General features: G+C 40.2%; 17 protein-coding genes. 7 read left to right on the forward strand and 10 right to left on the reverse strand.

All coding sequences use genetic code 11. The annotated features are described in order from the left end of the window. The first annotated feature begins 75 nt into the window (after positions 1–75). Positions 76–345 (forward strand): recombinase family protein, encoded by a 270-nt coding sequence (locus ACTXGF_RS27085; RefSeq protein ID WP_443535576.1) that lies wholly within the window; start codon positions 76–78, stop codon positions 343–345. Between the two features lie 465 nt (positions 346–810). Here the strand turns inward: ACTXGF_RS27085 and ACTXGF_RS27090 are convergent, their stop codons facing one another. The 7 genes from ACTXGF_RS27090 to parA all read right to left on the reverse strand — a co-directional run bounded on the left by ACTXGF_RS27090 (position 811) and on the right by parA (position 11,343). Next, positions 811–3,006: an AAA family ATPase gene (locus ACTXGF_RS27090; RefSeq protein WP_057758768.1), complete on the reverse strand. Its 2,196-nt coding sequence runs from the start codon at positions 3,004–3,006 to the stop codon at positions 811–813. Between the two features lie 71 nt (positions 3,007–3,077). After that, positions 3,078–6,260, reverse strand: a complete 3,183-nt coding sequence (locus tag ACTXGF_RS27095) for a type I restriction endonuclease subunit R (RefSeq protein ID WP_443535646.1) — start codon at positions 6,258–6,260, stop codon at positions 3,078–3,080. A 77-nt stretch (positions 6,261–6,337) separates the two neighbouring features. Next, complete coding sequence (locus ACTXGF_RS27100; RefSeq protein ID WP_443535644.1) at positions 6,338–7,186, reverse strand: hypothetical protein; 849 nt, start codon at positions 7,184–7,186, stop codon at positions 6,338–6,340. Between the two features lie 52 nt (positions 7,187–7,238). Next, positions 7,239–8,534, reverse strand: coding sequence for a restriction endonuclease subunit S (locus tag ACTXGF_RS27105; protein ID WP_443535642.1), 1,296 nt, complete (start codon positions 8,532–8,534; stop codon positions 7,239–7,241). Continuing rightward, positions 8,524–10,113 (reverse strand): class I SAM-dependent DNA methyltransferase, encoded by a 1,590-nt coding sequence (locus ACTXGF_RS27110; protein ID WP_443535640.1) that lies wholly within the window; start codon positions 10,111–10,113, stop codon positions 8,524–8,526. Before ACTXGF_RS27110 ends, ACTXGF_RS27105 begins: the two co-directional genes overlap by 11 nt. A gap of 378 nt (positions 10,114–10,491) precedes the next feature. Next, complete coding sequence (locus ACTXGF_RS27115; RefSeq protein WP_156410677.1) at positions 10,492–10,704, reverse strand: hypothetical protein; 213 nt, start codon at positions 10,702–10,704, stop codon at positions 10,492–10,494. Continuing rightward, positions 10,705–11,343: a ParA family partition ATPase gene (gene parA, locus ACTXGF_RS27120; protein ID WP_057758778.1), complete on the reverse strand. Its 639-nt coding sequence runs from the start codon at positions 11,341–11,343 to the stop codon at positions 10,705–10,707. 380 nt (positions 11,344–11,723) lie between these two features. Here parA and ACTXGF_RS27125 point away from each other — a divergent pair, with 380 nt between their 5' ends. Both ACTXGF_RS27125 and ACTXGF_RS27130 read left to right on the forward strand, forming a co-directional pair. Then, a complete protein-coding gene (locus ACTXGF_RS27125; RefSeq protein WP_057758779.1) occupies positions 11,724–11,948 on the forward strand; it encodes a helix-turn-helix domain-containing protein in 225 nt (74 codons plus the stop codon). Between the two features lie 155 nt (positions 11,949–12,103). Next, positions 12,104–12,379: a hypothetical protein gene (locus ACTXGF_RS27130; RefSeq protein ID WP_443535589.1), complete on the forward strand. Its 276-nt coding sequence runs from the start codon at positions 12,104–12,106 to the stop codon at positions 12,377–12,379. 187 nt (positions 12,380–12,566) lie between these two features. Here ACTXGF_RS27130 and ACTXGF_RS27135 read toward each other — a convergent pair whose 3' ends face one another. Together ACTXGF_RS27135 and ACTXGF_RS27140 are read right to left on the reverse strand one after the other, a co-directional pair. Next, positions 12,567–13,523: a hypothetical protein gene (locus ACTXGF_RS27135; RefSeq protein ID WP_443535587.1), complete on the reverse strand. Its 957-nt coding sequence runs from the start codon at positions 13,521–13,523 to the stop codon at positions 12,567–12,569. Between the two features lie 30 nt (positions 13,524–13,553). Continuing rightward, positions 13,554–16,190, reverse strand: a complete 2,637-nt coding sequence (locus ACTXGF_RS27140; protein WP_443535586.1) for a MobA/MobL family protein — start codon at positions 16,188–16,190, stop codon at positions 13,554–13,556. A 262-nt stretch (positions 16,191–16,452) separates the two neighbouring features. Between ACTXGF_RS27140 and ACTXGF_RS27145 the strand changes: the two genes are divergently transcribed. The 4 genes from ACTXGF_RS27145 to ACTXGF_RS27160 all read left to right on the forward strand — a co-directional run bounded on the left by ACTXGF_RS27145 (position 16,453) and on the right by ACTXGF_RS27160 (position 22,516). Beyond that, a complete protein-coding gene (locus ACTXGF_RS27145; RefSeq protein WP_114701936.1) occupies positions 16,453–16,794 on the forward strand; it encodes a hypothetical protein in 342 nt (113 codons plus the stop codon). A gap of 752 nt (positions 16,795–17,546) precedes the next feature. Further along, entirely contained in the window at positions 17,547–18,785 is a 1,239-nt protein-coding gene (locus ACTXGF_RS27150; protein ID WP_443535584.1) for a replication initiation protein, read from the forward strand. A 331-nt stretch (positions 18,786–19,116) separates the two neighbouring features. Then, positions 19,117–20,127: a DNA-binding protein gene (locus tag ACTXGF_RS27155; RefSeq protein ID WP_443535582.1), complete on the forward strand. Its 1,011-nt coding sequence runs from the start codon at positions 19,117–19,119 to the stop codon at positions 20,125–20,127. 1,462 nt (positions 20,128–21,589) lie between these two features. Next, entirely contained in the window at positions 21,590–22,516 is a 927-nt protein-coding gene (locus ACTXGF_RS27160; protein WP_114701933.1) for a cation diffusion facilitator family transporter, read from the forward strand. Positions 22,517–22,702: 186 nt separating this feature from the next. On the opposite strand, the gene lnt is transcribed toward ACTXGF_RS27160, so the two are convergent. After that, positions 22,703–24,271 carry an apolipoprotein N-acyltransferase gene (gene lnt / locus ACTXGF_RS27165; RefSeq protein ID WP_068039556.1) on the reverse strand — a complete coding sequence of 523 codons (1,569 nt, stop codon included), beginning with the start codon at positions 24,269–24,271 and terminating at the stop codon, positions 22,703–22,705. Positions 24,272–24,481: the final 210 nt, after the last annotated feature.

A 24,481-nucleotide genomic window follows, 5' to 3' on the forward strand; every position in this document is an offset into this window, starting at 1 on the left:
AAAAAGCTAGCGGTAGTATCAAAAGAGCTGCCGACTTCATATATGGCCTTGTAGCCTGCAAACAATACTGAGTTTATGACTAGCGTATTGCAAGCCATCACCTCAATGGTGCTTGATATTTTCGTTGATATTGCTAGAAAGAACTATAAAGATCGGCGTAACCGTCAGATGCAAGGTATTGCTCGTGTTAAGACAGAGGGTAAATACTCAGGACGTAGGAAAGATACCGGGAAGCGTAAGATTATCGCTAGTCTCCTAAAATTTGGGCATAGCTATTCTGAAATACAAATTACGGCTAAGTGCTCGCGTCAACTGATAGTTGTTGTAGCTAAAGAAACGGAATGATACTCAAATACTCAAATACTCAAATACTCAAATACTCAAATACTCAAATACTCAAATACTCAAATACTCAAATACTCAAATACTCAAATACTCAAATACTCAAATACTCAAATACTCAAATACTCAAATACTCAAATACTCAAATACTCAAATACTCAAATACTCAAATACTCAAATACTCAAATACTCAAATACTCAAATACTCAAATACTCAAATACTCAAATACTCAAATACTCAAATACTCAAATACTCAAATACTCAAATACTCAAATACTCAAATACTCAAATACTCAAATACTCAAATACTCAAATACTCAAATACTCAAATACTCAAATACTCAAATACTCAAATACTCAAATACTCAAATACTCAAATACTCAAATACTCAAATACTCAAATACTCAAATACTCAAATACTCAAATACTCAAATACTCAAATACTCAAATACTCAAATACTCAAATTCATTTTTCTCTTACCATCATTTCATAATGTGCAAGATGGTTAGTATGCTTGAAGATATCTTTAAATATGCGTTTGTATTCATCTATAGTTGAGCTTTGGTCATCAACGTACAAGTCGTCTGGTATACAGTGAGATCCATCATTAACCCAACATATAAGAGATCTACAAATCAATTGCTCGTGAGTACATGAGAAGCATGCCAAAATGTCATTATCCTCAATCCCTCCAAGGATCTTGAAATAATTTTCAATGATACGTCGCATAGAATTTTGAAGTGTTGTTTGAGACGTTGAATCTTCTCTTAACTCTTGCCATAAAAGCTCATAAGAGCTTTTTATAGGGTTTTTATTATAATAGTTTTTTATGCTCGTAACATTTCCAACTTTTCTAAGATTCCAGAAGTTAGCTCTACAGCTGGCTTTTAGTTTGTTACTTGTATAGGAAATTTCTTTATGAAAATATACATTATGAGTCAGGACTATTAGTTGTTTTATCTTGTGGTTGCTATCATTGTTTATATCGTAAATGATATCTTTTACTAAGCTACTAACAACAAATAGGATGTTACTATCTAAGCTTGATATAGGGTCATCAATAACGATCACTCGGTTTGAATTTATCGTACTTTCTGTCGATCCACCTTTGCAAAGATGATAAAAATAAAGAAAAGTTATAAAAGAAACTTCACCTTCACTCAACGTTTCATTAGCAATAGAACCATCATTTCTCTTTAATTGATAGTGTTTGTTACTATCTGGACTTTCCACTATAGAAAATCCCGTAAACCCGAAGTAACTCAAAGAGCTGTTTATATCATCAATTGTTTTTTTAGTATTCGTCTTTTTCTGAGATAGTTGTGCTATCTCTCTATTTATTTTCTTAATGTTAGCTTCCGTCGTCGCTAGACGCTCATTAATACTCCTAATAGCACTATTAGCATTTTTACTCTCCCTATTATATTTCTTTAGATTATCCTTATTTAGTTCAGCTATGTATCGCCAAGAATTTCTTACTAGTTCTGCTTTTGAAGCACCTAATCTTGAAACCAATGCATTTTGTTTATCAATCAGGCTATTTGCTTCATTAATAATTTTCTGTAGTTGCCCGATTTCAGTCATAGTGACATCTATGTCGATAACCCTGTTAGGTTTCTCTAACTTGCTAGCTATAAGGTTTATATTTAATTGGATTTTAGTTCTAAGTTGAGCCATAAACCGTTCAAACGAAACCGAATCGAAAGCATAGGAGGTTTTAACTTTGTGAGCGTCGGCTATCTGTTGGAATGAATTGAGCAACTTATCTGAGTAGCTGGTATATGCATTTTGCAAAGACTTTAATAGATTTTCTTTGATTGTGTAGTTGTTATCAAAATAACTGTGAATATCTTCTCTGAAATTATGGTCTATTGTGTCCTTTTGACAGAATGGACATGTTTCCACATTATCTTGGAGATAGGTCGATCCTTCACGTACCCAAGAGCTGATATTCAAACTTTCTATCAGTGCTGATATGTTAATGTCACCTTTTCCTACAATGATCTCTTTCCAAATATCATTGTTCTCTACCTGATCTAGCCCTGATGAAGGGCTTATAATCTTTGGCAAAGACGAAGGAGCCTTGCCATAAAGAGTCTCTGACTGTTCTTCTAATTCCTTCAAATCTAGGAGTGCTGCTGTGCCACCCAATTCGATCAAACTTTTCGCAAAAAAATCCTCTTTCTTCCCAAGATATCCCGATAGTGGGCTTTTTAAAGCATTTTTTCTCAACTCTCCGCTATCAAACCAGACAGCATCAACGACCTCTTTCTTTAAATCTAGTAAGTCTTTTTTCTTATCTGCTAAGCTTTTTCCTAGTCCGAAACTTACTTTTTCTAAACCTTCAACTTCATTTTGTTTTTTTAAGATCAATTTTTCGTTATCTATATCGTCCTCACCAATTGTAAACACCCCGTTCAAGCTGGCATTATTGAGTATATTTTTCTCTTTAAAATCCTTATTATAAACATGAATATCAAGGGGTCTATCTGACAACCATCTTATTGTACAGTTGGGAGAACGAGTTCTTAATAGATTAGAAAGAGTGGTTTTTCCACTTCCATTGGTTCCATATATAAAGTTAATCTTACCTAAATCATTACAACTAATGCCTGACTCATTGTAGGTAGCAATATTTTTTACTTGGAAACTTTCGATCATAACGCTATCCGTATAGAAAGGTCTTAGTGTATTTTGATAAATAAAAGTATACTAAATTCGTGTAAATATAACTAAACCACCCGATGCCTCTTAAAGTTCTCAGCCTGCTCAAATATCTCTTTGTAGACCTCTTTGGAATCTACAGGTGGATAGCCCCATTCATCGAGCAATACCATCAAATCAAACTGTAGCTCAGCTTTGATGTCATCACGCTTGTTCCAGTCAGTGTATTTAGCCTTCTCATCGATGAGCTTTTTCACTTCTTTAGACAGCTCAATCAGCTTGTCCTCTGGATAAGTGAAATCGTACTTATGCGCCAATGATAGCAGAATGTCATAAAACGCTTTTTCTTCAAAGTCGATACCCATCTCACCAAACGACGCCATCTCAACCCGTAGCTCGTTATATAGCTTGATGATCTCATCGGAGAAATCACCAATGACCTCAGCGCGCAGTATGTCTTGCTCGTCACGGTCATTATACTTCTCGACCAAAGCATTCATCTTCTTACTAAAATCAACGCCCTTCACCTTATTGGTCTTTTTAAGCTCACCAATGGCTTTTGCGAGCAGCTGTTGTAGTAGCTCTAGCTTGGTACTTGGCTGCTTGATTACTTCAAGCTTGGCTAAGTAGTCTTCATCGAAGATATCTATCTCACCGTCGGTGTTATCACCCAACTTAAAGATCTCTTCAACGCCATCACTCATCAGCGCGTCTTTGACCAGGTCACGTACCTTTTGGTTCATCTGCTCAACGTCAGGTGCGCCGCCAGTCGTGATTTTAAAGATGATGGTACGAATGGCTAGGTAGTAATGAATCTTGTCTTTATGCGCCTTGGTGAGCGCTTCACTACCCACGCAAATATCATAGGCAGACTTCAGACGCTTGGCTAAATCCATAAAGCGTTTCTCTAGCTTCTTAGATTGCAGCGCAAAGTCAGCCGCCGCATTTAAGCAGTTCAGCTGCTCTAGTGGCGTGCCATTAAAGTAAAGGCTAGAGTCAAACTTATGATAAACCGTATCCAGCAGGTTCAAATGGTCTTTGACCACCACGACTGACTTTTGGATATCGTCTAGGTTTTGAACCTGACCGCTGGTATAATGCGAGAGCGCTAGATTCATTTGCTTTTTGATGCCGATGTAATCAACGACTAAGCCGCTTTCCTTGCCTTCAAACTTACGATTGACCCGTGAGATGGTCTGAATCAGGCTGTGCTTTTGTAGGGGTTTATCAATGTAGATGGTATCGAGAAATGGCACGTCAAAGCCTGTGAGCCACATATCGACAACAATGGCGATCTTAAAGTTAGACTTGCCGTTTTTAAACTGACGATCAAGCTCTTTGCGGTAGTCTTTATTACCCAGATTGTCCCACATGCCTTTTTCGTCATCCTTGTTACGAGTCATGATCATCTTGACGCGCTCCATGGGCATGACATTTTTCTTATCACTCTCTGATAAGGTTGAGCCTTCCTCACACGCTCTTACTTCATTCCATTCAGGGCGCAGGTCAATGATGTCTTTATAGAGCTGATAAGCAGCTTCACGGCTGCTACAGACAAACATCGCCTTACCTTTTTGCGTCGTGCCCTCTTCTACTCGCGCCTCATAATGCTGAACAAAGTCTTCAGCAATGGCTCTGATGCGGTCAGGATCACCAAGAATGGTGGACATACTCGCCATGGCTTTCTTGCTTTTCTCTATCTGGTACTCATTGGTGCCAGCGTCCGCACTTTCTTTATAGTATTTTTCGACTTCATCAAGCTGCTTGCTATCGAGTAGCACTTTGGCCGCACGGCCTTCATAGACGATACGTACCGTGATTTCATCGAATACCGACTCAACCATGGTATAGCTATCAATGACTGGGCCGAAGACATCAAGGGTGGCATCAATCGGTGTACCCGTGAAGCCCACGTAGGTGGCATTGGGCAATGAATCATGTAGGTACTTAGCGAAGCCGTAGGTCTTTTTGACCCCATCTTCGGTGACGGTGATCTTCTGCTGGAGATTAATTTGGCTGCGGTGCGCTTCATCTGAGATACAGATAACGTTGGTACGCTCGGTCAATAGGGCTAAGTCTTCGGTGAACTTATGAATGGTGGTCAAGAACACACCGCCACTTCTGCGCCCTTTCAGCTTCTCTCGTAGCTCAGCACGACTTTCGACACTGATGATTTCCTCATCACCGATATAGGTCTTAGCATTGGTAAAGGTTTTGGATAACTGATCATCTAAGTCGGTGCGATCAGTGATTAAAATAATAGTCGGGCTACCAAGATCCACGTCGCGCATCAGCAGACGTGCTAGAAACAGCATGGTATAGCTCTTACCACAGCCAGTGGCACCAAAGTACGTACCGCCTTTACCGTCTCGTAAGCCATTATCATTTATTAAGTTGCCATGATTATCAAGCAATTTCATATGGCGCTTGATATTGTCAAACAGTTTGGTGGCAGCATAATACTGCGGATAACGACAAACGATTTTCTCTTCCTTGCTTGATTTGTCAGGCACATAGATGAAGTTGCGGATGACATCAACCAAACGCGCTTTATCAAATAATCCGCTCATCATGGTTAGTAAAGAGTGGATGCCATCTTTCTCTAACTTCTCATCGCCTGTAACTTTGCGCCAAGAGTAGTAGAACTCATAAGGCGCAAAGAACGAGCCCATCTTTGAGTTGACCCCATCACTGATCACACATAGGGCATTGTATTTAAACAGCTCTGGAATATCGCGCTTATAGCGAGTGGTCAGCTGGGTATAGGCATCAAACATAGTGGCATCTTCACGAATGCTACTCTTAAACTCAAACACCACCAGTGGTAAGCCATTGATGTAGAGAATGCCATCAGGAATACGCAGCTCAAAGCCTTGTATCTCCATCTGATTAACGATGCGGTAGCGATTGTTATCGAGTGCCTCATAATCAAGCAGCTGGATGTATAAGTCTTTTTGGGTATAGTCCTCACGTTTCAAGAAAAACCCATCAGCGACAAACTTCATAATGGCTTTGTTGGTGTCGTACAGATCAGACGCAGGAAGGTACTCAAGCTTATGAATGATGGACTCAATCTCATATTCTGTGATCAAGTCATCTTTATAACGGGTGGCTAGAAACTGTCGAAGATCAGACTTAATCAGCACATCGTCAGGATTACGGTCGAGTGCTTCGCCTAGCGTATGTGGATAGCCCTCAGCTGCTAGTAGCTCGATAATGGCTTGTTCAAGTCTGTCTTCGGTGAATTTCAATGGTAAGTCCTTTTTATTATTCTATATTATCTTTATCAACGATTAATACGCCAGTTCACGGCTAAACCAAAGCTAAATTATTCATAAGCCTTTTTCACCGGATTGAACTTCACAATCTTGCTGTAATTGACACTATTGATACGCTCATAGTCGTCAGTAGGTTTATCGCCTTTATAAGTCAATTTAATAGGATAATAAGTAGTGTTTTCAGGCATAACTTTAAAAGTGACATCATAGCTGTAGTACAGAGGTGAGTCTTCCTCATAATTCCCAGCATTACTTGAACCAGCATCACCCAATGTATATACATCAATAAATGCATTTTCAGATAAATATAGGACATCCCACCAGGTATCCGTTGTCCCAGTAGAGGTATAACCATTCATAAATATACTGCCCATTAGGTTTTTCCCCAACGGCTGTAGACCGTTCTGAATATCTTCGGCATAAAGTCCAACTCGCCCCCAGCTAGTAGAAAACTCCACGTCCTTTGGTGTTTTACTTACCAATTGAAACTGGCCGTTACTTAGCTTTTGAAAACTGTATAAATCAGCTGTTGCACCACAAACATGGCAAGAAACCAATGAACCATTATTGACTTGCACTTTTTCGATGATGGCCAAATAACGTGGCTCACCTGCTACATTTTTATAAGGCAATACCGGATGCATTAGAGCAACTGTTCTCTCTCCATCGCTATCAATACTGTCTAAACCAATATTTGGCATCGACTCAATATATTCATCATCAATAAACTCATAACCCGTACGACCACTATAGAACTCACGCATGACTTCTTTAAAGCTCAAGTCCTTGATTTTGACCTGAGCCATTTGACTGGCAGAGAAAGCAGGAGCGGCAGCCATTGCAGGAGTCGCAGATAAAGCGCCCAAGCTGAGTGCCAAACTAAGTAAAAGCTTCTTCATACCAGATTCCATTAATCATTATGGTTTTGGGATAAACGTTTGCTATTGAAAGCTATAGAACTTTATCCACCAGTTCAGCTGCATCAGAAATACGCAATTCACCTGACATTAACTTGGGTAAAAGGGTATCGCGTAGTTTTGATAGAGTTCCCATTTGCTCATGATTGGAGTGAATTTTTTTGAAAATAGGTGATATGTTATTAACAAAATAACTCAATGTTTCATCATCAGGGGTGACTACAGGTAAAGCCCTTAAAACTTTGAGCGTTAGATATTTTTGAGTTGTTCCAGCAAGCCTCGAATCTAAGAACTGTGTCATATAGTTTGAATTCAAATACAGATAAAAGAAAACAGCATAACTTTTATTACTACTTGTTTTAAACAATCCGACATTCTTAATTGCAAAATCAACTTCATCTTGCAATACAAGCATTGATACTCCTACGGTACCGATCATTGTTATTAAAATATCATAACTTTCAACTAGGCTCCTTTTATTGACTTCATCAAAATCATCTTGTGAGATAAGGTATGCGTTGGGATAATCTATAACACCACTTGTGATATGTCTTGATGTAATTAAATATTTACCTTCATCAGATTTTTTTGGTGAGTCATGCGTACCATCTCTAACGTCAAATAAATCACCACTATTTTTAACCAGCCACCCCCTCGGAATCCACCCCATCTCTTCCGTAAACTCAAACTCATCAGAAAATAAACTTTGAATATCTGAGTTATCCTTTCTCTCGGTGGCTTTACGCTGCTCAGCGCGTTCCATAAACTCATCAGGAATGGCGTTACCAGCCGCGAGCGCATTATCAATAACAGGATCAAAATCCACAAACCAACTCTTAAACAACGCCTGCGCCATCGCCTCAAGTGTTTCGTTCATTTGACGGTTTAGCTCGATTTTATCGTCTAAAGAGCCAAGAATATGAGCAATGGCTTTCTGTTCTGGAAGCGGTGGAATGCTGATTTCTATTGGATGAATATGATTTCTATTAAGAGACTGAACAGCACTACCAGAGTTGTATCTTTCAAAATCCATAGACTTTAAAAAATAGTAAGCAAATTTAGGATGGTTGCCATGAAAATCTTTTACAAATAGAGCTGTATTTAAAGGCCAGTAGTCTACTTCAGAATAAGAAACCACACCATAGGACGCTCCACTTCTACCAACCGTAACACCTGGACCACTTACTTTTGATTCATTATGCCAACCAGTAATACCGAATGAACCTAATATTGGTATGTTCCCAGAAATTCTTGTTGCAGAAGGCAAGTCATGGCCACGTTGTAAAGTCGTAAATTTTCCAAGAGTTGTTTTTACCCAATCACTCACCATAACCCAACACCTCCAAGTTCTGAAAAATGGTCGCATCGAGCTTTTGTGACTCTTGCATTTGTGCATATAGCGTTCGGCTAAGTTCTAACATCTTTGTCTCAAACGGGATACCGTCATCTTCTATCGCTGCCGCGCCAACATAACGTCCAGGCGTGAGTACATAATCATTGGCTTTAATATCGTCTAGGCTTGCCGATTTGCAATAGCCTGCTTCATCCGCATAGGCTTCATAGCCGCCAGCTTCCGCTTCGCCGCGCCATGCATGATACGTCTTGGCAATCGCTTCGATATCATCAGTAGAGAACTCTTTATGAGTACGGTCAATCATCGCACCGATATTACGGGCATCAATGAATAGCGTTTCACCGCTACGATTACGTAAACCGCGAGCTTTACTATCAGCAGACTTGGCGGCTTTGTCTTTACTGATAAACCATAAGCACACTGGAATCTGCGTGGTATAAAACAACTGACCCGGTAGCGCAATCATACAATCGACCAGATCGTTTTTGATGATTTGCTCGCGTATATCACCTTCACCACTGGTAGTAGTAGACATCGAACCATTGGCCAATACGAAACCTGCTGTACCATGCTCAGAGAGCTTGGATATCATGTGCAATATCCATGCATAGTTGGCATTGCCCGTCGGCGGTGTCGGATAGCCTGCCCAGCGTGGATCATCGACCAGCTCGTCAGGCGTGCGCCAATCCTTTTGGTTAAAAGGTGGGTTTGCCATGATGAAATCGGCTTTGAGGTCTTCGTGCTGATCTTTAAAGAAGGTATCGGCTGCCACATCACCCAAGTTGCTAGAGATACCACGAATGGCAAGGTTCATCTTAGCGAGCTTGTAGGTCGTGCTGGTGTACTCTTGCCCATAGATAGACACGTCTTTGGTATTGCCGTGGTGACTCTCGATGAATTTGATGGACTGGACGAACATACCGCCTGAGCCACAACAAGGATCATAGATTTTGCCTTGATACGGCTCAACCATTTCTGCAATGAGATTGACCACAGACTTAGGCGTATAGAACTCACCACCGCCTTTACCTTCAGTCGCGGCAAACTTACCCAAGAAATACTCGTACACGCGCCCGACCGTGTCTTCTTCTGGATTACCAATAGTATCAATGTTATTGACGACATCAATCAAGGCAGCAAGCTTACTGGCTGTTAAGCCAAGACGCGAGAAGTAGTTGTCAGGCAATGCACCTTTGAGGGATTGATTGGTCTTTTCAATGGTACTGAGCGCCGTATCGATTTTAAGCGCGATGTCTTCTTGCTTAGCATTCTGCTGGATAAAACTCCAACGACTCTCCTCCGGTAAATAGAATACGTTGTCTTTGGTATAGGCTTGCACCATGTCGATATGCTTTTCATAGCCCGTATCAATAAGCTTTTGGCGCTGCTGCTCAAAAGTATCACTGATGAATTTTAAGAAAATCAGGCTAAGGACGATATGCTTATATTCTGAGGATTCAACACTACCTCGTAGCTTGTTGGCAGCATCCCAAAGGGCTTCTTCAAAGCGACCGTCTTTTATAGTGTCGTTCTTATTTGCAGGTGTTTTAGCCATGTTTTTTTGTTCTCTATGTTCTGAGGGGCAGTATTAGTTAAAGTTTGAATTCAGTTAGCCAGTTGTTTTAATAGGTATTTATAAAGCTAACCTGTAGAAATATCGGACTAAAACAAATCTAACCTGTAAGAAGTACAATCTTTCTACAGGTTAGGCAGTAAAAGATAGTTTCTAAATAGCGCATAGATAGCGCAACTACGTATAGATTAACAGTAACAAATCAAGGGTAACAATACTCGTTATTAGTCTGTCACTATGAAAAATTCTGGCTGAATGGGAGTTGTCAAAAATCAGCCCTAAAATCCGATAATATGTATAGTTTTTTGAGTTTTTTATACATATCCTTTTTATAGGCATAAAAAATCGGATTTTTTATGCCTATCGCTCAACCAACTTTTCTTCAATCATTTCAGTTAATAGCTCAGTCACTGTCTTTCGGTTATCAAGCGCAAACTTTTTGAATGCAATATACTTATCTTTGTCAATGTTAAAGTTTACTCGTGCCGTTTTTTGAGGACTATCGGTCACGTCTGACAAAGATAACTCATCTTTTACCTTCTTGCTGGGACGACCTGCTGCTAAGCTCATCATTTACTCCTTATCAAAGAATGTTTTAATTTCATTAACCAATGCTGTCATTTCTTGTACCGCATTACTATTCACTGACTCAGTATCAAACACGGTCTTGCCTAATGCTGCGCTATTTGGATAACTTACACGTTGCATAATTCTACTATCTAACACAGGTAGACCGTACTCTAGTAAAACTGAAGCCACATCCTTACCAATATTAGTATTCTGAATTGCCCTAGACACTACAAAGGCTGCTTTTAGTTTACCGTCAGTCATCTCTATACGCTGCTTTACTAAGTCTACTAAATCGCTAGTCGCCCAGACATCGTATGGGCTAGGCTGTACAGGAATTAATACAAAATCAGCCGCCTTAATTGCAGATAAAGCCAAACTAGTTGCTTGTGGTGAACCATCAATCACCACATACTCTTTATCAGAGACGTTTTTTAGATCTTTATCAAGCGTAGGTCTATCGAGACCTATCACTGGTACTGGATTATCTTCATCTACAGCTCGCCAATCCCGTGCACTGCCCTGCTGATCACTATCTACTAGCAATACACTATGTCCTTGCAGCTGCAAGCCACGAGCTAATTGAGTGGCAATAGTTGTCTTGCCACTGCCTCCTTTTTGATTCAACACAGCAATGACTTTCATAGAGCAATCCTAAGTTTGAGTATTTGAGTATTTGAGTATTTGAGTATTTGAGTATTTGAGTATTTGAGTATTTGAGTATTTGAGTATTTGAGTATTTGAGTATTTGAGTATTATTAAGACTTTACTCAATAGTTAGATGAATAGCAACATTTTTAAAAAATAACTATATCTTTGATATCGACTGAATTTCTATGTGAATAATATTCATAAAAATGCATAAATTTATCAAAGACTGAGATGCCCCAGTAAACTGACTGCTAACATATAAAGTGTAGCTATCAAGTATCAATATGAGCTACTAAAAGCAATACTTTAGCCGCTCATATTCGTTATAATCCGCTCACCAATCAAAAACCACTAATATGAATGAGGGAACCACTATGGTGAAGTGTCACTTATCGACCATCATGGGTGAAAGACGCCTTAAAATTGCCGATATCTCAAGAGATACTGGCATCAATCGTGGCACCATTACTCGCATGTATCATGAAGAAGCCACCCGCGTTGATCTAGATGTCATCGAGTCTTTATGTACTTATCTTAGAATCAATGTTGGTGATTTATACGAAATCATAAATGAGGACAGCAGTGAGTCACCAGCATAAATAACGTTGTCATGAGCTGTGATTGTCTTTAAACGAATAAAAAGACCTACAGAAGGTTATTTTCTCTTGCAATAGATTAAAATATAGGTATAATTTGACCTGTAGTAAGTCATTTTATTTATTATATGCATATAATGGTCTATAGGAGAATACCAATGAATAACAATCTATCTCGGCTCAATAGCTGCACATGGTTTAGTGAACAGACTAAAACGTTAGCCTCTCAGCTGTTATTAAGCTTACAAATAGAGCAAGGCTTACAGCTGGCAACCCTACTTGGTGTTGACCCCATTCTTTATAATGATGAAGCGGTTTATGTCTGGGTGCAACGACAGCTAGATGACGGTCTTATCGTTGACGATCATGCGTTAAGCACCCTTGAAACTGCTTTTATAGAGTTGGTCACAGCTCACACTGACCAAGCAGCGTAATGGCTTTAGCTTATATTTACAGACTTCTTGTTTAACAAGAAACAATAATCCTTAAAGCCAGATAAAGTGTCATTATCTGGCTTCTTGATATAGACAAAGATAACGACAATCAAACAAGCTTTTTTCAGTCTTATATGTCTCAGAAGACGCACTTTTGGGCAATATGGCTTACTGTTACCATATGCCTTTACTCAGTCGGCTCTGCACGCGGCACCCCAGCTATTTTATAATAAACAAAGCCTCTCTCATCTCTCAAAACACTTTTGCTGTCTGCTCTAACGCACCAGCTGATTGCATCAGGCTGCGCTTCATTAACATCACAAGCCAAAATAATCTGCTGACTTTGAGCGTTATCAAATGCCTGCTTCCACCCCGTTTCAAGCTCATCGATGCCGCGCTGTAGCTCTGCTTGCTGGTATCTCATCTCTGCAATCTCATCAAAGCTTGGCACATACCAAAATACCAGGGCCACCAAACTTATTATCACAGCCATCGTACCCGCTGCGACAACGGCTGCAATCCTTTTAATACTCATAGTCTCAATGGACTTATGAATTTTGTCCAAGTCTTTACTAGCTCTACCCTCAACCTGCTCAATCCGCGTTTTGGTGGTGGTCTCAAAGGTCTCAATATCTTCAATAATCTGCTTATGACCAGCTTGGTACTGATTGGTGAATAGGGCTAGATTGTCAGCGCTTGCGCCAAGCTTGTCAGCCACCGCTTGCATGGTACTCACTTGTACCTCTATGCTGTCGTTTTTAGCAGTAACGACCGACTCTACAGCCGTATCAATCTGCTGTTTCATATCGGTGATGATGCCTGCTATTTTTTCATCATAACGACGCGGCATCTCATTGTCAGTAAAAGCAGTCACTGCCGCTTGTAGCTGCTTTAACACGAGTTCTTGATACTGACTCAATGCCTGCGAAGTCGTGCTTGCGCTACTACCTAATTCTTCAATGGCAGAAGACACCTCATTCACCTTGCTATCAATACCGCTAAGCGAACGCTCAAGCCGCCTCGCTACCGCATCATCGGCTCGCTTAATCAGCTCACGCAAGGCCCCAATGACCGGAGTCAATGAAGTCACTAGATTAACAAGTTGATCGTGTATGTCTTGCTCAGTGCGGTCATTTTTATTCATAGTAAGTACTCATTATTGTAATCATCACAACTAAAATGGGCGTGGTGACGAGTAATGGCGCGCTTTTTCTTGAATAGCATTGTCTATATCCAGCACTTGTGCGGCCAAGATTTGCGCTAAATTTTGCGTGCCCACGCGGATGTCAGGAACCTGCTCAAAACGCTCATTAAGCGCGTTTATAGTATCAATTTTATGACGGTCGCTAGGAAGCGTGCCGAGCGCTTGTAATAGTGTCTGTACCGACGTATCTCTGTCTATCATCACCCGTTCTGCATCCGTGTCTCGCAAACGCTTTTGCAACGCGGTGACGTTATCAGTATGCTGAAGCGTTTTTAAAACGAGGGCCTCAGCAGCTAACTTTTCAGCCGCCTCTATCACAGTGGCAGTAGTATCAATCGCTTTAAAGTCGATCTTATCAATACGGTCTTTAACCCGTACCAGCATATTATCAAACCTGCTCTGATACGCCTTGACTTCTGCCTGTCGGGTACGCGCAAGGGCAGTAGCATCTTGCTCTTTTTGTTGTTTTTCTTGCCGCCGCTTCTCTGCTTCCTCTCGCTCACGCCTGGCTTTGTTCTCAGTTTCGGCTTGCTCATGCGCTTTGTTGAGCTGGTATTGGAGCGCCATGGTACGAGTACGCCAGTCATCAAGCCGATCTGCGTTCAATTGAGTGGTCTTGGTACGGGTAATCTCATCGTATAAGTTATCATCTTGCACAATCACCGCTTCACTTTGATCAAGAAGGGCAATACGCTGCTCATAAAACGGCGATAGGCGCTGATAGGTTTTTTGACTAGTATTGATTTGCAGCTTTAATTGTTTGATGTCTTCATTATTGGCGGTTTTAAATGTCTTTACATCAGATACAAGCATCTTCAAACGTGCCTCAGCGGTATCATCTATCTCTACCGCTTTAAGAGCACGCAGCGCCTCACGCTCTTGCTCAAGCGCTTTAAAACGCTCAACATCAAGATCTGCCATTGCCGCGAACTTATGATAGGTGTCAAGGTTGCTCGTTACCTCGATCGTCTGCAAATCCTCAAACGCCTCCCGCCAGTGCCGCTGCAGCTCAGTTTTTTCAACATCAATCTCATCAAGCGCTTTAAAATCAGTAGCCAGCTTATTCAGCGTTGCGGCAAACGGTTTTAGGGTGGCCTTTAGCGCCTTATGATCATCAATAACTCGATTGTTAAGGGGAATAAGCTTTTTTAAAACCGTTTTATTGTTCAGCATCGTTTTATCAATCTGTGACAGCTGCTCTTCAAGACGGCTAACAGCGCGGCCTGTTTGTAGGGTGTCATCTTGTCTAAATTGATCAACCAACACTAAAGCCGTCTTTAGTGCCTCACTTTGCTCTTTCGTATGTATTTTCCGGGCAAGCTCAATCATTTTTTGGCGGGGCTCGCTAAAATCCTGTCCCACCTCCTCGGTGAACCGCTGGGTACTCTTAATGTTTTTATCAATGGTAATAATCTGTTTAGACTGGTGCGCTAACTCTTCATGCAGCGCATCAATGGTTGAAAATAAGGCGCTGCGTACCATCTTTTTTTGACTCACAAAGTTGGCTGAGATTGCTAAAAGCTCATCAAGTGCGTGATCATTGGCCGCATCACTATGCGTCTGACTCTTATTTTTAGGGATAGCGGGTTCAAGTTCAGCGGCAGGATCTACAAAGCGGATATTACTGAGCTCAATTCGCGCAAAGGGTTTACGCTTTTTATAATGTATTGTGACGCCGTTAACCTCTTGTTCATTGCTTTCTAGGTCAATACGTCCCTTGTCGTCATACTCAATTACCAGACCATTTTTTTCAATGTAAGCATTGATCTCATCAATCGTCTCGTTGTACTCATGAATCACTGAACGATTGCCTTTGAGAATATCCTTATATAGTGACTTACCCAGTTTCATTTTTGGTAAACGACTGATGCCCAGCTCACGGTAGGATTTCTCACTAATGGTTTTATTCTCAGGCAGTAGCTCATTGGCCATATCCGCCCAAAGGGTGCGTTGATATTTAAGTTCATCGCCGCGCCCGTTTAACCCCTTAGATAACCGCTCCTCCGTTGACCACTGCAACCAATTCTTGCGTGCTGATAAAGCATAACCCTTAACATCCGCTACTATCTCACGGCTTGAGAGTAAAATATGGGCATGAAAGTTACGACTGGTCAGCTCAACCACTTCAACCTCCCCCACATGTTTCTCGTGACTGTGGGGCCGATGAATGGCCACATCGACAAGCACGTTATAGCGATCAGATAAGGTTTGAGCGTAGCACTCGGCCAGAACTATACGCTGATCAGCGGTGATTCCATCAGGAAACATCACATCAATCTCAGTACCCAATTGCGCGTTTTTACGAGTCTCAATGCGTTCGATATCATTCCAAAAACCCTCACGTGTCACTGCTAGATCCCCAGCAAGAGTTGGCGTTAACAACGCCGTATGCACCACATTTTTCTCAATAACTTGCGTGTATTTAGTGCCATCACTGTCCACTAAGTTTAAGATTTTGTCTTTAGCTTTACTGGTATAATCGTGGACGACTCCTGACTGCTCATCAACCAGTTTTGAGCCAGAATTATAAGCCGACTTTGCCACCACACTATGATTTTTCGCCTTACTAACGGCGCTAACCGACAGATGAAACCCTTTATTATTCATAGCAAAAAAACCCAATATTGAGAGATGATTTTTTGGGGGTTGTAGGGGGTTCGCCCCCTGCCGAACGACGGAGTTTATGTAAAAAAATAGCGCCCCTTGTGGGCCTTTTTTACATAAACTCCTAAGTTCGCTCTTAACAGAGGGTTAAAATACTACTGCGCCCACGAAACGATGTGGTCTTGTGTATTTTACTACCTTGCATACCTGTGTATGTACTGCTAGGATCAACTCTATCATAGTTGGCTAAAAAAAGGATGAAGTAATGTCAGTAATATCAGATGATTTATTTGCAAATAAGATTAAGCAATTACAGGCTCTTAAAAAAGAGATTGATCAGGACAGGCTTGAAGCACATAAAATATTGGGGGAGTGGTTGGCCAACGCATTAGACGATGATGACAATCATGAACTGCAAGCTATTTTTTTAGATGCACACGATAATGAAAAATATGTCCGTTTGAAAAAGCACCGTGAGTTTTTAAAGTCAATTGCTCATAAGATGCAAGGTGAGGCTAAGATGGTATCAAGCAGTTTTACTTCACATGAAGACAATCAAGATAGTGAGTACGGTTCATTGTTTGATGACGATTCAGCAGCTCAATAACTGTTACTGTTAGCAATAGCCTATTCATCAGTACAACTGAATCGTCTTCTAATTAGCGAAATGCTAGAAGACGATTTTTAGCTGTTTTAAGCGCTTTAAAATATCTTTAGCTACCAAGGTATAAAACAGAGCATAGAATGCGTATAAGGGTAATTTTTAGGCTTTCTAGCAACGATTTGAGATGTATTTACAGAGATATCGATAATGGCTACTAAAAGTGAATCCAAATTATCTACAAAAAATGAGCCTTAGATTGAAGTTGAGAACATGAAACCAGCTCTGTCCAAAATGACAGATGCAAACATTCAAAATATCTTTGGCCGTGCTTTTGGAAATTTCCAGAGGTCGACTCTTGATCCGAACTATGAAAGTGAGGATTAATATCAAGTAAACGGACAACAGCTTGTTGAGCTACTAAATAATTTTACAAGCAGTTGGTAGCTCATATTATTATTTCAAATTCATCGGTTTTTTTGCTTATTTTCCTATTACTTAAAACAAAAATATATTTCTTACTTTCTAATAATTTTTAAAAGCTTTTGTCCTGAAGGTAAAAATCGGCACAGACACTTATTTTACTTGGTCTACAGCGGGAAAGTATTTTTTAAATACGAAAGTTTAGGCGGTATTATACGAAAGTTTAGGCGGTATTATACGAAAGTTTAGGCGGTATTAACGAAATAGTAAATTGTATTTTTCGTTAATACCGCCTATTATTACCTAAATGGTCGGTTAAAGCGAAATATTGTGATATGAATAGCGATGAGATGACGCAGTTCCAAAATAATCTACGAGAGCTTGTTGGCGAGTCTTATACGGTCAAAGTAGATAAGAATTTAAGCGAAAAAGAGCGCGATGAACTTACTGCTCATGTAAGAAGGACAGTGGGTGATAATAATGCCACTATCCTTATTATCGAGCCCGTCATAGAGACGAAATTTGATTTTAATTTTGATTTGATTACCCCAAATGATAAGGAAATCAAACCATTACAAAATATCAGTGAAGCTGAGAGTAAGCCCAAACCAATTTACAGTGATAAATGGCTGGTGATGCAAAACCGTTTATTAAATGCCATTTCAGATTTGGACCTGAATGAGCGGCGTCTGATTATGTTTTTATCGCCATTAGTACGTAAGCATGTAGAAAATGACCCTGATGCCAGGAAACGAATGTTTGTGGTTAATGCGCTAGAGTTTGCCCGTGAATATAATTTAGGCAAAAAAAGTATTTACCGTACCTTGGCAGAAGTTGCTGATAGCATGCTGCACAAAGCATTCTTTTTTTGGAATTTTAAGAATAATGAACGAACGCATAGAACTGGAGTGTCTTGGCTTGTTCAGTGCGAATATAAGGAAAACGAGGGACAGTTAGAAGTTATACTGGCCGATACGGTGATTGAGATGCTATCAGTATTCGATCGTGAAAATCCATTCACCAAATGGGAGCGACATTGGATTATTAATCTTGGCAGTTATGGCATGATTTTATTTGAACTAATTGCCAGTTGTATGTTCCAAGATCACAAAAAGAAGACATATACCATTGACTATTTGCGTGAAAAATTTAATTGCGTTGAAAGTTATTCCGATTTTTATAATTTTAAACGCTATGTTATCGATAAAGCCATCAGTGATATTCATGCGCACACGCCTTATAAGATAACCTATACTCAAAAGAAAAAAGGGCGAGTGGTGAGTGAGATTGTGTTTAGTTTTAAAGATAGCAGTCAAGCCAAGGTAGGGGCTAAGCAGTCAAAAGCGTTGAAGAGTGATCTGAATTCTTTTTCAATTAAAGGTCTAAGTGACGCACAATTAAAGCGCATTGTTATGAATAAAGAATTTATAGCCAATTATAACCATCTGGTCAGCTCCACCAGTTTAGCAGGCCAAAATGAGGCAGAGTGGGCAATTGAGATGGTCAAAAGACTAAAGACGGATTCTTCAGTTTTCACTAAGTGTCCTATTCGTGATTATTTAGAATATACGTAGACTAACAAAAATATCTTATTGCTGAGTGGTTAAGTGCTAGCTTTGGCAGTATCAAGCCACTAGGGTTCTCTAAAAAAATCAGCGCTATTAGCCCAAGTATTACTGCCAAATTTAGGTATACAGACAACCAGGCGCTAATCATTAACAAATGATAGTAATGCTCTAGAGGAGTACTTAACTGATCGTTAGCCACAATCTAACGATTATGACCTCAAGATTGCTTGAGGTTTTTTTATATCCTATACTGTATTATGTAGTACATTGTATTATAATATATACAACATACTACAAACGCTAAATATTTACTCATACAAAATTAAGGACAATAATTATGGCCATTACTACACAGCAAATTCATGCTATTGCTGATCAACTGCACGAACAAGGTATCAAACCTACTTTAGCCGAAGTGCGTAAGGCGCTGGGTGGTGGATCATTCACGACCATCAGTGAAGCCATGAAGTCTTGGCGTCAGGATAACCAACAAGAAGAGCAGCTAAGACAGGTTGAGCTACCAAGTGGCATTGCTGAACGCTTACAAACGCTTGGTGCGGATATGTGGCAAACGGCCATTGATATTGCCAATGATCGTCTGGTTAAAGAACGGGAGGCTCTAGAGAGTATTAAAGCCAAGTCGCAAGCTGAGACAGACGAGGCTCAAGAAGCGGTTAAGACCCTAGAGAGTGAGCAGGCTGATTTGTTAGAACAGCTCGATGAGGTCACAGCAACTGCAGAGGCAACGGCTATCACCGCGGCTCAAGTGACTGTTGAACGGGATACGCTGACACAGACACTCAACGATACTCAGCACCAGCTGGAACTTGAACGAGCTAAAACAGCGGCAGCTCAGGCTCAACTTACTGACCTGCGTAGCAGTTTTGATCAGCAATCAAAAGAGCTGAGTGCCAACATATCGAAGGTGGCCACGCTTGAAGCCACTGCCAATAGCGATAAAGCAGAGATCACACGTGTGAAGACAGAGCTTGAAGCAGCCAAAGTTGAGCTAAAAACAGTGACTACTCAGCACAACCAAATAATGAACCTTACAGCAGAGGTAAAAGGAGAATTAAAAGCGATAATCGCTGAACGTAATAAGTTATCAGGGATCAATGAGCAGCTGACTCAAAAGCAAGCTAAGATTGAAGCAGATCATCAGCTACTGATTAAGCAACACGACACGTTAAATCATGAGAGAACTTTGCTTAGTACAGAGTACACTGCATTGAGTGAGCAGTATGATGAGCTTTCAGTTAACTATCAATCAGAACAGGAAAAGAGTAGCTCATTGACTGCAGAGATTGAAAAGATGCGAGAGACAATTAACACTAAAAGTATCAGTTAAACTTAGTAATAGAGGCCTATTAACAATAACTAAGTCAATCCCGTTCTATTCACACTAAGCTTATGAATCCACCATGACAATATCGACTCACTGAATAAATGATGGTTGTATAATAAATATTCTAAATTTTTCTCTGAACTCTCATAGTATATAGCCTAGTGGGCTATATACTACTTAAATTAGCCTAAGTGAATTTATGCTGATTTTGGAGCCTTGAGCAGATTTCAAGGAACACTCACCCTAAAGCAATTATGAGTATAATAAAAATACTCACAAACACTTTAGTGCATTCCTTGAATTTGATGTGATTAGTCATGCCGACTTCATCGCCCATCGCGTCATCAAGACCGTATCACTGTATCAAGCTACGGCTGTTATGATTACGGCTGATAGCACCGCCTAGACACGCTCATAACCGCTACTGTGCTGTCATACGCTAGCAAGGGCGTTCGCCCAATATACCGCTACGATATGCACAAGTAACCACTCATTGCGTTGCTCTGATCCTTTGTCTAGTCACCCCTGTAGGGAGCTCACCCTTATGTCAAACGCAGTCGTCACCGAGGCCTGCCACCCATTTGACGGGTAACGGGTACAGAGAGAGCAGCACGAAAATGTAACGAGCGAACAAGCAGTTTTTAAAATGTATAGCAAATAGAGTTGATATGAAAGCAGATTTTGGATAAAATGCACCTATACGGGCATTTAATGCTGTTCAAATAACGCAGTCTGTGTGCTTATTTGTTCGTTACAGGGTGCGTCAACACACTGTAACCGTTATCTACATTTAAAACTAAATGCCTCTGGGAGTCAACTCCCAGAGGCATTTTTTTATTTGTCATACAGATTAGGTTTTTAATATCTGATTCTTCGTTAGATTGCTTAGGCTTTTCTTGTCGTCATTTAGCGTAAGCATTTCAATTATTTTGAAGTTAGCACTTAGTACATCCTCACAAGACGTTAAGTTTCTGACAATACTGGGATAGTTTACTATGAAGACCGGCTTAGTCGTCAGATGCAAGGTTTTACACGCGCTGTTAAGAAGCGGTAAATCATCTTTCTGAGAGAATACGATAATGAAAAGACAAACCTACACTCCTGAGATTAAAGAACGCGCCGTTCGTATGCTGATTGAAGCATTAAACGATTACACCTTTATGTGGTCATGTCATAAAAAGCACACTAATGAAACTATACTAACCAACATTCAAGACTAAGCTACACATACTAAAGAGCTTGAACATGAGAACAAGAAGCTTACGTAAGCCAGTTAGATTACAGTAAAATCCGCTTTTTTCGCCCAAGGAGAGATAGGACACACAATCAAGTTGTGGCTCAGTTTATTGATAAAAATAAGTGGGTCTACGGTATTAGAGCAATATTGACTGTGCAATATAGAAAATATGCAATAAACTTATTTTCTACCTTTAATAAAATGCAGCAACCTAAACAAGGGTAAATTATGAGTAATTCAGATAACCACAGTCATCAAGCTCCAGACCCTAAAAATATGAATAAAGCTTTTTATATTGGGATTGGTCTAAATTCTGCATTTACGCTCATCGAGTTTATAGTGGGCTACTCAACTAATTCATTAGCTTTAATCGCAGACGCTAGCCACAACTTAAGTGATGTTGCCAGTTTAATAATCTCGTTAATTGGAATGAAATTAGCACAGAAAGCATCTACTACGCTTTATACCTATGGCTACAAAAAAGCTTCTATAATGGCGTCTCTTATTAACGCCATATTGTTAGTTACAATCGTTATAGGTATTGCGTATGAGGCCTTGGGTCGATTTGATACGATACCGGAAGTTGCAGGAAAAGTTATTATTATTACAGCTCTAATAGGTGTATTTATAAATACTGTTTCTGCTTTTGCATTCTACAAAGGTCAAAAAGACGATATTAATGTCAAAGGTGCTTTCTTGCATCTAATGGTAGATGCATTGGTCTCTGTAGGTGTCGTTATCTCGGGCATTATTATTTACTATACAAGTTGGAATATCGTTGATCCTCTAGTTAGCTTGATTATTTCAGTCGTTATACTGTTATCGACTTGGGGTCTACTAAAAGAGAGTATCAAGCTTGCTATCGACGGAGTACCTCAAAATGTTGATCTCAGTAAAATCACTGCTATCTTAGAGAGCTATAATTTTATTCAAAACTTTCATCATTTACATATCTGGGCTTTGAGTACCACTGAGAATGCTCTTACAGTTCATATTGTACCGAAGACCGATATAACGTTTGAAGAGACTATTACTATGAAAGAAAACATCAAGGAAGATTTGGCGCATCAGAATATACAACATGCAACTATTGAATTTGGTACTAAGGCAGATGACAATCAAAAATCGCGTGCATTAAATGAAAGTATCAACTAAAAGATGATAGACCGTATATAGCTATCTCTTTTTAAGTATGAGGCGCGTGCCTTATGTCAACATAATTTTTTCAATCAGTTCTTATGTGATCAATAGTTTAAAACTTTTATATTTACGTGCGTTAGGACGTTACCTAGAAAAAATAAAAAACTTACGCTGATTAAATTATTATGATTAAGTTTACTATTACCCTCGTCTTCTAAGTGTGGTTAGACCTTTGCCAAAATAGCTTATTAGTAATAACAGGGTTATTATTATCAAGATAGGATAATTTCCCATAAGCATAAAGGGCGTGTTACCAACCCGTGCCTGTATCTCACCACGTAGTACAGTACGCTCAAACTGCGGTGCGCGTTTTACAATACGACCTTTATGGTTAATGATAGCGGTAACACCAGTATTGGTCGCTCGAATAAACCAGCGCCCGTTCTCAAGCGCGCGCATTTGTACCATTTGCAAATGTTGCAATGGTCCTGCTGAAGTGCCAAACCAGGCATCGTTAGAGACGGTCAACAAAAAGTCAGTATCGATGGCATTTTTACGCGTGGTATCTGGATAAGCTACCTCATAACAGATAGCCGTCCCTATATTGTGTTCACGCACCTTTAGCGGTGACTGCTGATCACTACCACGACTATAGCTCTTAATATCCTGACTACCGGCCAAACTTGGGAAAATATCGAGCACGCCTTCAAATGGAATATACTCTCCAAAAGGCACTAGACGCTGCTTCTTGTATAAGCCTTCCGCTTCTACACCTCGAGCAATCACGCTATTGTAAAATGGGGGATACTTATCCGTACTGGCATTGAATGCCGCTTTATCCTTATAAGGGATACCAGTTATCCATGTCGTATTGGTCGCATTGGCCATTTCTATCATTTCACTAATAAAGCCCGCAGCCTCATCCTGAAACATCGGAATAGATGATTCAGGCCACACCACCACATCACGTCCCCACTCAGTGCGCGTTAACTTCGCATAAATCTTTAGCGTTTCTACTTGATATTGCGTCAGCCACTTTATATCTTGTGAAATATTACCTTGAATCAATGACACTGACAGATCAGGTGTGCCCTTAGGTTTTGTCCATTGCGGATTGACCAGCCATAATGATGTGCTAATGGCTAATAACAGTACAGAAACGACGGCATAACTACTGCGTCGAAGCAGTAGCTCTACTAAACTTGCAGCCAATAGTATGGCAACAAAAGAAACGGCAAAAACACCAGCAACGGGTGCTAAGGACGATAACCAATACTCTTCAGTAAATGCATAACCAACAAACAGCCACGGAAAGCCTGTGAATAACCAAGTTTTTAACCATTCTTGTAGCACCCAAAGAGCAGCAAATGAAAAGGGTTGTTTGCCTACCATACGGTTAAAGACTAGTGCTAAAAATCCATGAAACAGTCCCATACCGAGACCCATCAATCCAATCATAATCAATGCGAGCCACGTTGGAGTATCGCTATAATCATGGATGGCAGTATAGAGCCAAAAGCCGCCGACGCACCATAGCCCCATACCGTAAGCTTCACCGATAATAAAAGCGCGACGACCACTCATATTTGGTACCAACAGCGCATATAAAATCGCTGGTGACACTATTGCTAGCGGCCAGAACCCATGAGGCGCTAGCGCAAATAAAAAAATAGCCCCTGCAAGCCATGCTGCTACTAGCGTAAACCATAGCGGTAATTGATTTGAGTGAGTACTCAAACGCTTTTGTAGATTAATAGTAGACAGGCGCATCGCAAATTATCCAAAATTATGAGTTTTGAATTTTTAGTCAAAATCCAAAACTCGGATAGACCTGTTAATACTACAGGCAGCATTTCAAAATGAAAACTGCTTATGATACCAGTCCGCACTGCTCAATGGATAAATTTACGTACTCCGTTTGATGGGTTATTATGCTACATTACCAAACGATATGAAGTGTTACTTGACCTTCTATAGCTC

Origin of the sequence: Psychrobacter sp. 1Y6, from assembly GCF_052258385.2 — a bacterium.
Taxonomy (GTDB): domain Bacteria; phylum Pseudomonadota; class Gammaproteobacteria; order Pseudomonadales; family Moraxellaceae; genus Psychrobacter.